12 protein-coding genes are annotated in these 13373 nt (G+C 58.5%); 4 read left to right on the top strand and 8 right to left on the bottom strand.

Going from position 1 to position 13373, the window contains the following annotated elements:
- Positions 1 to 13: 13 nt before the first annotated feature.
- The 4 genes from AADJ11_RS19570 to AADJ11_RS19555 are packed head-to-tail and all read right to left on the bottom strand — an operon-like array spanning position 14 to position 4789.
- The gene (locus tag AADJ11_RS19570; protein ID WP_341236093.1) at positions 14 to 1081 is read right to left on the bottom strand and encodes an acyltransferase; all 1068 of its coding nucleotides are present in this window, start codon (positions 1079 to 1081) and stop codon (positions 14 to 16) included.
- Positions 1082 to 1083: 2 nt separating this feature from the next.
- Positions 1084 to 2481: an oligosaccharide flippase family protein gene (locus tag AADJ11_RS19565; RefSeq protein WP_341236092.1), complete on the bottom strand. Its 1398-nt coding sequence runs from the start codon at positions 2479 to 2481 to the stop codon at positions 1084 to 1086.
- A gap of 6 nt (positions 2482 to 2487) precedes the next feature.
- Positions 2488 to 3411 carry a glycosyltransferase gene (locus AADJ11_RS19560; RefSeq protein ID WP_341236091.1) on the bottom strand — a complete coding sequence of 308 codons (924 nt, stop codon included), beginning with the start codon at positions 3409 to 3411 and terminating at the stop codon, positions 2488 to 2490.
- A 58-nt stretch (positions 3412 to 3469) separates the two neighbouring features.
- The gene (locus AADJ11_RS19555; protein ID WP_341236090.1) at positions 3470 to 4789 is read right to left on the bottom strand and encodes an HlyD family type I secretion periplasmic adaptor subunit; all 1320 of its coding nucleotides are present in this window, start codon (positions 4787 to 4789) and stop codon (positions 3470 to 3472) included.
- Between the two features lie 191 nt (positions 4790 to 4980).
- Between AADJ11_RS19555 and AADJ11_RS19550 the strand changes: the two genes are divergently transcribed.
- The gene (locus AADJ11_RS19550) at positions 4981 to 6183 is read left to right on the top strand and encodes a glycosyltransferase family 4 protein (protein WP_341236089.1); all 1203 of its coding nucleotides are present in this window, start codon (positions 4981 to 4983) and stop codon (positions 6181 to 6183) included.
- Here the strand turns inward: AADJ11_RS19550 and AADJ11_RS19545 are convergent.
- Together AADJ11_RS19545 and AADJ11_RS19540 are read right to left on the bottom strand one after the other, a co-directional pair.
- Complete coding sequence (locus AADJ11_RS19545; protein WP_341236088.1) at positions 6180 to 7448, bottom strand: hypothetical protein; 1269 nt, start codon at positions 7446 to 7448, stop codon at positions 6180 to 6182. The genes AADJ11_RS19550 and AADJ11_RS19545 overlap by 4 nt on opposite strands.
- A complete protein-coding gene (locus AADJ11_RS19540; protein ID WP_341236087.1) occupies positions 7441 to 8061 on the bottom strand; it encodes a polysaccharide biosynthesis/export family protein in 621 nt (206 codons plus the stop codon). Before AADJ11_RS19540 ends, AADJ11_RS19545 begins: the two co-directional genes overlap by 8 nt.
- Positions 8062 to 8188: 127 nt before the next feature.
- Here AADJ11_RS19540 and AADJ11_RS19535 point away from each other — a divergent pair, with 127 nt between their 5' ends.
- Entirely contained in the window at positions 8189 to 9154 is a 966-nt protein-coding gene (locus AADJ11_RS19535) for a NodZ family protein (RefSeq protein WP_341236086.1), read from the top strand.
- Here the strand turns inward: AADJ11_RS19535 and AADJ11_RS19530 are convergent.
- Together AADJ11_RS19530 and AADJ11_RS19525 are read right to left on the bottom strand one after the other, a co-directional pair.
- The gene (locus tag AADJ11_RS19530; RefSeq protein WP_341236085.1) at positions 9145 to 10083 is read right to left on the bottom strand and encodes a glycosyltransferase family 2 protein; all 939 of its coding nucleotides are present in this window, start codon (positions 10081 to 10083) and stop codon (positions 9145 to 9147) included. The genes AADJ11_RS19535 and AADJ11_RS19530 overlap by 10 nt on opposite strands.
- Positions 10073 to 10774, bottom strand: coding sequence for a sugar transferase (locus AADJ11_RS19525; protein ID WP_341236084.1), 702 nt, complete (start codon positions 10772 to 10774; stop codon positions 10073 to 10075). Before AADJ11_RS19525 ends, AADJ11_RS19530 begins: the two co-directional genes overlap by 11 nt.
- Positions 10775 to 11103: 329 nt before the next feature.
- Here AADJ11_RS19525 and AADJ11_RS19520 point away from each other — a divergent pair, with 329 nt between their 5' ends.
- Both AADJ11_RS19520 and AADJ11_RS19515 read left to right on the top strand, forming a co-directional pair.
- Positions 11104 to 12495: a lipopolysaccharide biosynthesis protein gene (locus AADJ11_RS19520; RefSeq protein WP_341236083.1), complete on the top strand. Its 1392-nt coding sequence runs from the start codon at positions 11104 to 11106 to the stop codon at positions 12493 to 12495.
- A 9-nt stretch (positions 12496 to 12504) separates the two neighbouring features.
- Complete coding sequence (locus AADJ11_RS19515) at positions 12505 to 13308, top strand: CpsD/CapB family tyrosine-protein kinase (RefSeq protein ID WP_341236082.1); 804 nt, start codon at positions 12505 to 12507, stop codon at positions 13306 to 13308.
- The last annotated feature ends 65 nt before the right edge of the window (positions 13309 to 13373 follow it).

Genomic DNA, 13373 nt, shown 5'->3' with positions numbered 1-13373 from the left:
TGCATCGGGGCCATCACCACACCCGTTTAAGCCGCAGCACCTTAACGGCCCGCGCAAGCCCGAGCGTGGGCCGTTCCACCCAGTGCCACGAAATCACCGCGCAGATCAAAACCATGGGAAAGGACAACAGAATATTACCGGCGGGTGATCCGGCCCCCCACAGCCAAACCGCCAACCCTTGCAGCGGGAAGGCATAGATGTAGATGCCATAGGAATAATCGCCCAGCCGGTTGAACTGCCTGACACGTCCCGACGGCGCGTAGCCCAGCCAAAACACCCCATAGCTGAGCGCCAAAATCAGCAGCGGATAGGAAAAAGCGGTGTTGTGCCCAAGATATGCAAGCACGCTCAGCCCTGCCAAAACCGGCAGGGACAAATTTATCCAGTCCCGCAATTTCCAAAACATGACACCCATAACGAACGGTAGCGACAACCATTGGAACTGCACAACACGGTGGTGAAAATCGACGGGTGCAGCATAAAAAGCGATGTACAAGATCAACACGCACATCAGCAAAACACGCGACGCCAGCAGGCCCGTCACCCCCAGAACCAGCACGATGAAATAGCACGCAACCTCATGCGACAGCGTCCAGATTGACCCTTCGACCTTCGGATAGGGGTTGTCCACGAACACCCCCGGCAGGGTATATTGCGGCCAGACCAATCCTATGTTGCGAAAGAAAAACATGCCTGTTTCGGGATCAGACCAATAGTCTGACACAGGCACGCCCGTAACCAGCGGCCCCATCACGCAAACCACAAACACTAGCGATACGGCAAGGCAGGGGAACAGCCGCGCCGCACGCGCTGTGATGAAAACGGCGGCTGAGTTCGACCGCTCGAAGCTCGCCGTGATAAAAAACCCCGAGAGCGCAAAAAACACATACAGTGCCAGCTGCCCCAAAGAATGCCCAAGCGCAGCTTTTAGCGGTTCGATCTGCGCGGGGCCCAGTGCGACGGGCCAAGCATGCGAGACCAATACCGCCGTGGCCGCACAAAACCGGATCAGATTGAAATTATTGTCACGCCCCTGCGCAACATCTTGCAGGCAGATGCCCGCGGCCCAATTGGCATCCATCCTCATGATCCCACCGCGAAACCCGTCGCGGTATTCTTGCGCAGATAGGTCACCAATTGCGGCATGCTCAGGAGTACCAAGGCCAATAGCGCAGCCAAAATACCGCCACTTGCCCACCAATCCCCCCGAACATCTAGCGTACATGCACAGGTCAGCAGCGCCATGGCAGACAGGATTGGCAACACCAGCGGGCGCAGCGGCAGGTGTTGTTTAGCAAGGGCCATGGTCAAACCGATCGCATAGCCTGCCGCCTCTCCGGCGATGCCGATCCAGACCAATGTCATGACGTCTGCACCCGCCTGCACGGTCCCCCACGCGACGGGCAGCAGCGCCACCCGCACCACATTCGCCATCACTTCGTTTTTCGTATGTGCCGCCGCAAGGGCCACAATCGCGCATCCACCCGCAAACACACGAAACGCCATCAAACTGGCCAGCCACACCAGCAACGGAAGCGCCGCCGCATATTTTTCCCCCAAAACCAGCATTAGGAATGGCGCGCCAAACAGCGCCACGCAAACCACCATCACGCAGCCCAAAAACAGATGGACCTGCAAAATGATCACTGCGAGATTGGAATAACCGCTCGTCCCCCGCGCCGCCGATAGCTGCGGTAAGAACAAGCTCATCGTGCTGCGTGTCAAAACCAGCGCGGGCGTCAGGGTCAGGGACAAGGCCATTGAAAAGATCGCCATCATTTCCAACCCGAAATGACGCGCGATAATGCCCCTTTCCCCGTAAAACACCAAAAACATCAAGGCACCGCTGATCATTAACGGCCATCCAAAACTGAACGATTGTCGGATCAATGCGCCGTCAAAGCACAACCGATACCGCCGCGTCGCCACCGCATGAGAGATCACCAGCGACAGCGCGGCCTGCACCAGGATCGCATAAAGCAGCACGCGATAGTCGCCGAAGTGATGATACAGCGGGGCCACCGAGATCAGCGACGCGACCGGTGGCAGCACGGTCAACCAAACCGATGCCCGATACGCCATCTGGCGGCCAAAGCGGAAGGCGTCGAAATGGGCACACCCAGACATCAGCGGCAAAATTGCGATCAGGTAAAAGGCCCACAGCGCATCTGGTAGTGCGAAAAACGCCGCAAGCGGGGCGGCAAGGACCAGCAGCAACCCCGCGTTAACCAGACCGCGCAGAACAGAGAACCCCTGCAAGGCCGATTGAAACTCTGGCGCGTCACCATTCGCCGATTGTGCCATTTGCTGTTGAAACCCTAGGGCCGACGCCATCTCAACCAAGGACACGGCCAGCCAAAATACCGACGCCGTGCCGAAATCCTCAAGACTGATCAACCGCGACACCAACAAGGTGCGTGCCATCATCAGGGCAGCACTTGCGACGTTGCCTGACAGGATTAAACCGGCAGAACGCAGCATCCGGCCTCAGCCGGCATCTGATCGGTTCCAGCGGCTAACGTAATAGCCCGCGTTCCCGTCTTTCATCATTTGTAGCATCCGCACAGAACGGTGGATGCGGATACCGGCAAGGCAAATATACGCCTTGGCACGGTTGCCCAGCCCTTCGATCCGTTTGCTCGTCACAATGCGCGGTATCTCGGACACGGGGGATGCCGCCAACGCCAATGCCTTTGCCACCCATCTGACATTCCCCTGCCAGCCCGTGCCCTGCCGCATGTCGTGTGATATCTGCCGATCCCACTTGGCCTGCAATGCGGCAAAGCTGGGGCGCGCAGGGTGAAAAACCCGCATATCTGGGGCAAAATGGATAGGTTCGCCCATGCGCGTCGCCCGCTGCCCCCATTCGCGGTCTTCGGCAGTGTTCAGCCCGGCAAATGGCCCGACGCGATCAAAGGTTTCACTCCTCACGACCAAATTCCCGGTTCCGGCGAACCCCTGACGCGAAATATACCGATCCATGCGATAGGCAAAAATGCTCTCGTAGGCCTGAACCATCGTTAATGATTTTGGATCATCGCAGGCAATCCGCACGTCCCCGCCGGCAATCGGCGCTTGCTCAGACTGCATGACGTGCTGTGCGGCGGCCAGCCATTCAGGGCTTGGGATGCAATCAGCATCAATAAACGCAATGATATTCCCCGATGCGTGTTCCACACCCAGATTGCGCGCATGTCCCGGACCCGCAGCAGGCTGATGCAGCAAGCGAACATTATCAAACTGGTTGCAGATTTCCGTGGGCGGGCGCGATGATCCGTTATCGACAACAATAATCTCATCCGCGCGGCGGTGGCCCGCTTCGAGGGCGGTCAGACATCGAAACAACGCAAGACGTTGGTTAAGATGCGGGATCACGACGGTGATAACAGAGGGCAAATGTGTGTACTGCATCCCCTTTTAGGGCATCGTCGAGGTTAATTATTCTTTAACGCGTGACATCCCCCCGCATTTATTCGCGAAACCCGTGGCTCAGCTGCGCCATCAACGGTTCCGTAAGATAGCTCAGTACGGTTTTTTCGCGGGTCTGCAAAAACACCTCTAGGGGCATTCCGGCGATCAACCTTTCTGCCTTTGGCAACCGGCCCAGTTCCTCCTCCGCGATATGTACAGCCACGCGATAGAACGGTTGACCGGTTACCGGATCCTTAACTGTCTCGGGCGACACGGCCCCGACCCGCCCGACAAGTTTCGGCGTTTTCTGGGGATCAAGGGCCGTCATCACAATCTGCGCCGGCTGTTGGCGGCGCACTTTGTTAATGTCGCGCGGCGGCACCCGCACTTCGAATGCCAACCCTGCATCCTGCGGGATCACCTGCAACAGCGTGCCACCCGCGGGGATCACGCCGCCCAAAGTCGTCATCTGCAATTCATGCACAATACCACTTGTCGGCGCGCGTATTTCCACCCGTTTCAACTGCGCCTGCCGCGTGACAATTACCAGCGTCAGCTCTTCTATTTCGACGAACAGCTCGCGCAGGTCTGTTGTGGTTTTCTCCTGCAGCGCACGCTCTTCTTGATCGGCATTAACTGCAATCTCGCGCCGTCGATTTTTCACACTTGCCAGTTCGGCCTGCCGCTCGGCCAGATCACCCTGCAACGCAGCTTGCCTGCGCAGGATCTCGGTCAGTTTGTCCCGCCGCGACAGCCCCTTGGCCATCAGCGCGTTGATATGCGCCAAATCACCCTCAACAAAGGAAAGCTGCCGTTCCAGCGCGATCATCTGCCCCGAAATCCCCTGCGCCTGTGTGTCCAAATCCGCCAACCGCCCGCGCATCTGCGTCTCAGCGCCTTGGCGCATATTCTGCCGGGCCTCGAATATATCGCGCTGGCGATCTTCGGCCCTACGCAGAACCGCCCCCAGATGTTGCGGCGACATTGGGAAATCGGCGTAATCAAACACCAACTCCGCGGCCCCCATACGCTCCGCCTCCAACCGCGCCCGCAGGCTAAGTGCCGCTGCCAGGCGTGTGCGCGCCATGTCCAGATTGATCTGCAGCAGCGTCGGGTCCAGCCGCGCCAGCACCTGCCCCTTTGCAACATGATCCCCGTCGCGCACCAAAATCTCGGCAAGGATACCGCCATCCAGCGTTTGCACGATCTTCGGCTTACCTGCGACTTCGATCTGGCCCTTTGCAATCACAGCACCGTTGATTTTCGTCGTTGCGGCCCACCCGCCAAGCACGCCAACTAGCAGAAAAATGGCGATGGCCCCGACAACGCTTAGCGTGGCCAGACTGGTTTTCGGGGTGATCGGTTCGTCAGGTTGCATGGGTTTTCTCTTGGGCTGGGCGGTCGTCCCGCGCCCTGCCTAAGCACCGCAAAGATGTGTCAACTTCGCGGCAAACAGCGGTCAAACACAGGCCCTATTCAGACAGTTTAAGAATAAGTCGCCACAGGTTTACCGAAAATTTATAGGTTCAGGCCCCAATAGGCGCACCCTGCCCCAGCCACGTTGGACATATGACGGACCATCCAGATCGACACATCCTAATCGTCGTGGAAAATCTGCCTGTCCCCCTAGACCGCCGTGTCTGGCTCGAGGCGACAACCCTGCAACAGGCGGGTTACGAGGTTTCCGTCATCTGCCCCATGGGGCGCGGATGGGATCAAGAGTATCAGCAAATCGATGGCGTCCATATCTATCGCTACCCCCAACCGGCCGAGGCGCATTCCGGCACGCTCGCCTATGCGCGCGAATACGGTCACGCCCTTCGGCACTGGTTCAGGCTGGCCAAAACCATCTGGAAACGCCGCCCCTTCGACGCGATCCAAGGCTGTAATCCCCCTGATTTGGTATTTCTGCTTGCCCGTTGGTACCGTCGGCGCGGCGTGCGCTATGTCTTTGATCACCACGATGTCAGCCCCGAACTGTTCGAAGCCAAGTTTGCCAAACGCGGCCCCGTTTACCACTTGATGCGCCTGCTGGAACGCATGACGTTCAAGACCGCAGACATTTCGATCGCCACTAACGACAGCTTTCGCACCATCGCGATCACCCGTGGCGGGATGCACGCGGATGATGTTTTCACTGTCCGCTCCGCGCCAAAGACCGACGAATTTTTACCCGCCGCAGGGGATCAGACCTATCGCAAAGGGGCCGCGATCCTGATCGGCTATGTTGGCGTCATCGGCCAGCAAGAGGGCATGGATCTGCTTGTTCGCGCCGCCGACCACTTGGTTAATAAAACCGATGCAAATGTTCATTTTCTGATTATCGGCTTCGGCCCCGCCCACCACGACATGATCCAAGACGTGGCGCAGCGCAGGCTCCAGGACCACTTTACGTTTGCCGGTCCGCTGTATGACCACGCCCTTTTGGACGCCCTGAACGCCATTGATATCGGCGTCGCCCCTGACCCCAAAAACACCATGAATGATATTTCTACCATGAACAAAGTGATGGAATATATGACGCTGGAAAAACCCGTCGTGCAGTTTGACCTGACCGAGGGGCGCGTATCCGCCGGACCTGCGGCGCTCTATGCGCAGCCAAACGACCCCATTGATTTTGCGCATAAAATCGAAACGCTGATCGATGATACGTCGCTGCGTTGGGATATGGGATGGGCGGGCCGTAAACGGGTGCTTGATCAGCTGTCTTGGGCGCATTCAGCACCACATCTTTTGGCCGCCTACGCGCGACTGTTTGAAAAATCGCCCTAGAACCGCGCGCTGAATTTGCGGCGGAACGACATGAATACTTCATTCGACTGCCCCACACCGGTAACACTGTCGCGCAGCACTCGCCTGCGCAGCCCGATGTTGAAACGCGCCGTGCGGCTCAGCTCTCGGGCATAGGAAATCGCAAAAACCCGGTTCATCGTGGTTAACCCCGATTGGGTGTTTTTGGCCTCTGCCCAGTCAATATCAACGGTGATCCCATCCAACGGCGTCGCGTCAAATTTATACCGCACCCCTATTGAGGTGTTGATTTGTTCGCTGTCATCCTGATCGCTACTCGTCAGATCTCTGCGCAGGCGCGCCTCGAAACTGCCTCGAACCAGCGCTGTCTTATATTCCAGATTGCCGGTCACATATCGGCCCCCCGTCGCCCCGCGTGCGGCACCAATACCCGCGCGCGCAATGCCATCGGGCAGGGTTAACTCACGGCGCAGCATCCCGCTGAACCGATGCCCGGCTTCTGTTTTGCTATACCTCAAATTGACCGCGAATGGCCCCCGCGGCCTGTCGATCTGATACATGTTATCAAGGTGAAAACTCTCGCGGCGACCCGTCGTGGCTTCTTGCCGAAAGGTACGATATCCTACGGTCGCGATCACATGATGTGCCGCATCCAGATCAAACCGCGCCTGCGCTTCAAACCGGTGCCGCGTGGTCCCGCGCAACACCTGCCCCCCCTGCCCAAAGGCGGTTCCATCGATGAACGCGGTCTTTTGAAGGCTGGCCAAAACACCGAACCCAAGGGGCGCAGTCTCTCTCCATTTCAGGCCAATTTCCGCACCAAGTTCCCGCTGTTTTGCCGTGCCGGTTTGGATGCTGGCCCCGAATGCACCGGGCGCAGTCTGCACCAGATCCGTCTCTTGAAACCGCAGATCAAAGGACAACGACGCACCCCGCGCCTGTCGCGAATAGCGCAAGGTTAGAAATGGGTCGACGACACCATTTGCCACGGTCTCTCCGCCCGGCCCATCCGTCGCCCGCAGGGATATCCCCCCCGTTAACGATAATTCCTGGCTGCGGGTTTGGGTCAGCACGCCAAAACTGAACGCGCTGCCGATTTGATTCAAAGGCTGCGGATTTGCCCCGTCCAATTGTGGGTTTGACCGCCCCTCGGCAAAGGTTTCAACCGCCATGTCCAGCGCAATACCACCCGAGCCTGCCCCTTGCGCCAACGCGGGCAATCCGAATAAGCAAGCCGCCCCCCAACGCCGCAAGACGCAGCCGATCACGGCACTGGCCTTATTCAAACAACCGTCTTTGGGGCACGACAATCACATCGCCCTCGCGCAGTTTCATATGCGCCGCTTGCGACCCCGCTTCGATCTGCCGATAGTTCAGCGGCACGATCTGCGCCGCCCGCCGCAGTTGAATGCGTTTGATCGCCGCAAATTTGGTGAAACCGCCCATCGCGGCAAAGGCCTGCAAGACGCTGGTACCCGGTGGAATTTTCAAAAGGCCCGGGCTGTTCGCCTCTCCCATGACATAGACAGAAATCAACTCCGGCGCGCCTGCGCGCCCCACATCCAGACGCGGATCGGCCAACCGCTCGACCGATACGAAAACATTGGGCGGGTTGGTAAAGGCGGCAGCCAGACGTCCGGCCAAGCCACGTTGAACTGCTTCAATCGGTTGCCCCGACGCGCGCATGGTGCCGGCCATTGGCACCGATATGCGCCCATCCGGCGTCACCAAAACCGACCGGTTCAACTCAGGGTCTTCCAGAACTTCGATCCGCAGAACATCACCCGCCCTGATGTGATAGGGCTGCGCCATGGCACCTTTAATCCCCAAAGCCATCGCAAGCCACAGCAAGGCGATCCGCCACAGATTGTCTGTTTTCCAAGCACTGAAGCGGCGCATTTTCTCTCCCCCAAACCTGACTGTGATTGCCTTAGCTTGGCCCTTTAGCGGTTAAAGAAATGTAAATGGTTAACCATGATCCTGACCCCAAGCGCGGCTTGCGCAGGGGAAAAAGACTGGGCGGGCAATGGTCAAACCAATATTGTTGATCAAGGGGAAAGGCGGCTTGGGCAACCGCATGCTGTCGGCCGTCTGCGGCCTTGCGGTCGCCGATCTAACCGGCCGCACCCCGATCATCGATTGGCGCGATGGCAGCTATGCCCCCATTGGCACCAACGCCTATCCGCTTCTTTTTCAAACGCCCATCACCCAGAAATGCGAAACCTATGACGCCGCATCGACCTCGGTCACCCCCGCCATTTGGGCCAGAAATCTGGGCCTTACCCCGCAACAGATGATAGAAAGATTCGCGCCGCGCAGCCATTCAAACCCCGTCGCCTATCGCAGGTTTTGCATAGACCTCGCCCAGCCTGACACGCCCGAAGATGTCGCTGTGTTCTGGTCTTATCTGCCGAAATTCAAACGGATCGCCGGGCACCTGCAACGCGACCGCAATTTCGCCACAAGGTCCGAAAAAGACATCATCGCGGGTTATCTTGCGCAGTTCTTCACGCCAAACCGTCAGATTTTGCAACAGATAGACAGCGCCGCCGCCACGCTAACCTCGCCCAATATCGGCGTACATATCCGGTATACGGATCGGAAAATCCCGCTGCGCCCCATCAAAAAAGCGCTGAGACAAAAATTGATTCACATGCCAGATGCCTCGATTTTTCTGGCTACAGATAATGCAGAGGTTCAGACACAGATCGCGTCGGAATTCAGTAATGTGCAGCACATCGACAAATACCTGCCCCCCGATGGCAGCAGGTTGCATTGGCCGACATCCGATATCGAAAAACTGCGAGAGGCCGAAAATGCCCTGACGGACATGTGGCTTTTGTCCCGTTGTGATCACCTGATTTATTCGCGGCATTCGACCTTTTCGGTGACCTCCTCCTATCTGGGACATATGAACCGCGCGCAGCTGCATGACGTTGATCGCTGGTCCCCGACCGTCATCGCGAAACGGTGGATTCAGGCCTACGCATAACCTCGCAACCATTCCGCCCGCCGCGCCCAAACCGCACGCCAATGATCCGCCGATGCGCGCCGGCACCTAGTGAACGGGCGCGAGGCCACATACCGCAGAGCGGCCCACAGCCACATCAATGCAATGCCGGGCCCGACCTTCCAATGCGGCCAATGATCACGAATGATCGACGCACGCGCCTTCATCACCAGTATCGTTTTCTCCTCGCTCTGCCGGGTGGAGGCCCCGACATGGTGGGTGATCTGCGCATCCGGCGTCATGCAAGACCGATAGCCCAGACCACGCGCCCGCAAACACAGGTCCGCATCCTCTCCGTACATGTAATATTTGCGTTGAAAGCCCCCCAGTTCCTGCCACAGCGGGCGGCCAATCAGCAAAAAACACCCCACGACAATATCGACCTCGCGGATCGAATCGCGTTGCCAGCCGCCATAGGCCTCCGGGTTTGCGAATGCGGATCGCCTAAACAGAGCGCTGATGCCAAAGGCCCGGAAAAAAAGACTGCGAAGCGACGGTATCGCCCAGCAGGACGCGATGTTCAGCAATCCGTCAGCAAAGACGGTCCGCCCGCCCCAGATACCCGCCTTTGGCCGTGATTTGGCAAACTTCACCAGCGCATCCACGGCACCGGGGTGGGTTTCCGTGTCCGGGTTCAGCAGCAGAAAATATGGCGTCTCGCTGGCCCCAGCCACATGGTTATTCGCCGCCGCAAATCCAATGTTCTGATCCGATGCCATGACGCGCACGTGGGGGAATGCCGCGCGGATCAACGCGGCTGAATTATCCTGCGAGGCGTTGTCGAACACCACGCAATCGAATCTCGTCTCACGCGTGTTGGCATATAGGGTGTCGATCGCTTTTATCGTCAACTGTGCCGTGTTGTAGCTGACGATAATCACCGTCACCTCGGCGCGCATTTCAGTGGCCATTGGCCCTTAGGACTACGCGAACGGTTTTCGCTAAAATCCCCAGATCGCCCCGCCACGACAGCGTCGCGGAATAGGCGCTGTCGAATGCCGCACGATCGGCAAAACCCACCTGATTGCGCGCCGATACCTGCCAGTTCCCACTGATCCCCGGCACCAGATCGTAATAGTCCCGCCCGTGATAAAGCGGCTCTTGGCAAATCATCATCGGGCGCGGGCCGACAAGGCTCATCTCGCCCTTAATAACGTTCCAGATTTGCGGCAATTCATCCAAGGACGTGCGCCGCAAAAAGGCCCCCAAACGGGTCACCCGAGGGTCGCGTTTCAGTTTTTGAAGGCAGTGCCATTCCAGCTTTGCCACAGGATCGCGGGCCAGATGTCGGGCGAGGATTTTATCGCCGTTGTTAATCATAGAACGCAGCTTCCACATCTTGAAAATCTGGCCATTCAGCCCGACCCTGAACTGCGCATAAAACGGACGATGGCCGGTTAACCAAATCAGCCCGGCACATAGCCCCACAAGCGGAATCACCAGCGGTGCGATGGTCAGACAAACCAGCATATCAAACAGGCGTTTCCCGCCATTCCGGTACAAACCGCGTGGGCCATCATCACCAACCTTGTAAGGCTGCAACGGCTGCGCACGGGCGATGCTGAACGCGCTGGATGCATTGTCAAAACTGTGAAAAATCATATCGCAGCGCCCTCCTTTTTAGGTCTGTGCGACCCGCTTGGATCCGGTCAATCGGGACCCTGTTGTGGTTAATCGCTGTCAGATTGCTAGGCGCAGGACGGTTACCAGAAGGTTAAATTAACGAAGTAAATCCGGCGCCGCGCGGGTCAGCCAAAATACACCGAAAAGCCGCAGCGCCGTTAACTACGATTTAACACTATGCGGCCCAACTAAAGGGCGATTGGTACACCTCTTGTTCACATTTCACCGAACCGAAAGCACCCGCGCCCATGACCAACAACCGGCCCTTGCCCATCGCCCACCGACCCGCGCGGGTTCAGGGTTAGGCCGTGGAGATCCGGTTTCACATGGCCCGGCTGGTGCGGCAGCTGCATTGGGTTTTGATGTTCGGTCTGTTGGGGTTGGCGGGTGCCGCCGCAATCATGGAACTGCGCGCCCCGACCTATGTGGCGACCGCGCGCATCTTGGTGGAATCGGAACAAATCCCCGGCGATCTCGCCCCCTCAACCGTCCGTCTGCAAGCGCTCGCGCAGTTGGAACTTGCCCTGCAACGCATTCTTGCCCGCGACACTCTCTTGCAGCTGGCCGCGCGTCGGGGCATCAATCAAACCGCCGCTTTGTCACCCGATGATCTGATCCGCGATCTTCGCACCAGAATCGAAATGACCCACGCCCCCGGCCGCAATGCTGCCCCCCTTGTCAGCATCAGTTTTCAGGGGCCATCTGCCCAGCTCGCTGCAGATGTCGCGAATGATATTGCCCAGATGATCTTGCAAGCAGACATCGCCACGCGCACGCAAACCGCACGCAAAACATTGGCGTTTTTCACCCAAGACGTTGCCCGGCTCGAGGCGGAACTGGCCGTGCAAGATGCTGAGATTCTGGCGTTTCGGCAGCAAAATGCTGACGCCTTGCCAGACAGCCTCGCGTTTCGTCGCAGCCAGCAAACCACCGGTCAGGAACGTCTGCTACAGGTCGAACGGCAAATCGGCGACTTGCAAGGACGCAAGGCCAAGGTGCAGCAGCGTCAGAACACCCTTGCCGCAAAAACGGCCGCGGTTTCCCCATCAACCGAGGCCCAGCAACTCGCCCAGCTTGAAGAAGACCTCGCGACCCAATCTGCCCTGCTGTCGCCCGATAATCCGAGGGTTAAAATGTTGCTGTCTCAGGTAAAGGGGCTTCGCCAGCGGATCACGTCGCCCGACGACACCGCCACTGATCCGTTAACCAGTTACGAGGTTGAACGCGCCGAGATTGAAGCCGATCTTGCCGAATTGACCGCCCGCAAAACCCGCATACATGCCTCGATGGCCGCGCTTGCGACCTCGATCCAGGCAACGCCTTCCAACGCCATCACCCTTGGCAACCTTGAACGCGCGCAGGCCAATACGCGCCTGCAACATGATCAAGCGGTTGCCAACAAGGTCCGTGCGCAAACTGGCAAGATGATCGAAACCCTGCGCCAAGGGCAGCATATTTCCCTGTTCGAGGCCGCCGTGCCCCCATCGCACCCCCAAGGGCCCAGCCGCTTTGTCGCCTTGGTCGCCGGCCTTACGCTTGGCCTCTTTACCGGGTTGGTTTTCGTCGCCCTCAGGGATCATTTTAGCAAACGCATTCGCCGCCCCGCAGATATTACGGCCGCATTGGGCATCACGCCTTTTGCCACCCTGCCCTATCAGCGCACCCGCGCCCATGCCGTCACACCCCAGCCACAAGGATAACCGCCCAAGGTGACCGCCCCGCGCCCCATAGATATTCCGCCACGGCTGCCCCTGAACCCGCGGCTCAAGCCCATTCCGTCGGTGCAGGAAACCCGTGCGTTTCATGCCGCTTGGGATGCGCTGACGCCCTGCACCCTTGATCCCGATCACCTGTCCTCACACCGCATTTTTGCCCATGGGTCCAGCCTTGATGCCATGCCTTACGACATGCTGCGCAGCCGCCTGATCCGGCACATGCGCGATAACGGCTGGCGGCGCGTCGCGATCACCTCGCCCACGGCAGAATGCGGTAAAAGCACCCTTGCGCTGAACCTCGCGCTAAGCCTGCAACGCCTGCGCGACAGCCATAGTATTCTGCTCGAAATGGACATGCGCCGCCCCTCTCTGGCCGATATGATGGGCATCGCACCGCCCGTTGATCTCGCGCATTTTCTGCGCGGGGATCGTGCTTTCGGCCATGCCGCAATGCGCATTGGCAGCAACCTGGCCATCGCAACCAACAGCGCCCCTGCCCCCGATGCGGCACAGGTCTTGGCCAGCCGCTATCTGCCCCTCGCCCTCGACGATATCCAGAAGACTTACGCCCCCGAAATGATGATCCTTGATACCCCGCCCATGCTGCAAAGCCACGACATGATGGCCATTGCCAGCCACGTCGATTGCGTCCTGATCGTCGCCGCCGCCGATGTGACAACAACAGAACAGATCGCCCAATGCGAACGGGAACTGTCAGGTCAGGCGCAAATGCTGGGCGTGGTCTTGAACAAATGCCGCCATCAGGGGGCCGGTATCGGCTATGGCGGGTATGATTAACCAATGCCCGTGATCAAACTGCCCAATCGTTAGGCCATCCGCCCCGCATCAACGCGCTGATTCCC

Origin of the sequence: uncultured Sulfitobacter sp. (assembly GCF_964021855.1) — a bacterium.
GTDB lineage: Bacteria > Pseudomonadota > Alphaproteobacteria > Rhodobacterales > Rhodobacteraceae > Sulfitobacter.
The sequence above is the reverse complement of the archived record's forward strand: the minus strand, read 5'-3'. Positions and strand labels throughout refer to the sequence as shown.

What these genes read in the sequence shown, in the direction of transcription:
- AADJ11_RS19550 (WP_341236089.1), top strand. Translation starts at nt 4,981, where the DNA reads ATGACGGACCATCCAGATCGACACATCCTAATCGTCGTGGAAAATCTG.
- AADJ11_RS19535 (WP_341236086.1), top strand. Translation starts at nt 8,189, where the DNA reads ATGGTCAAACCAATATTGTTGATCAAGGGGAAAGGCGGCTTGGGCAAC.
- AADJ11_RS19525 (WP_341236084.1), bottom strand. Translation starts at nt 10,774, where the DNA reads ATGATTTTTCACAGTTTTGACAATGCATCCAGCGCGTTCAGCATCGCC.
- AADJ11_RS19565 (WP_341236092.1), bottom strand. Translation starts at nt 2,481, where the DNA reads ATGCTGCGTTCTGCCGGTTTAATCCTGTCAGGCAACGTCGCAAGTGCT.
- AADJ11_RS19530 (WP_341236085.1), bottom strand. Translation starts at nt 10,083, where the DNA reads ATGGCCACTGAAATGCGCGCCGAGGTGACGGTGATTATCGTCAGCTAC.
- AADJ11_RS19555 (WP_341236090.1), bottom strand. Translation starts at nt 4,789, where the DNA reads ATGCAACCTGACGAACCGATCACCCCGAAAACCAGTCTGGCCACGCTA.
- AADJ11_RS19540 (WP_341236087.1), bottom strand. Translation starts at nt 8,061, where the DNA reads ATGCGCCGCTTCAGTGCTTGGAAAACAGACAATCTGTGGCGGATCGCC.
- AADJ11_RS19570 (WP_341236093.1), bottom strand. Translation starts at nt 1,081, where the DNA reads ATGGATGCCAATTGGGCCGCGGGCATCTGCCTGCAAGATGTTGCGCAG.
- AADJ11_RS19560 (WP_341236091.1), bottom strand. Translation starts at nt 3,411, where the DNA reads ATGCAGTACACACATTTGCCCTCTGTTATCACCGTCGTGATCCCGCAT.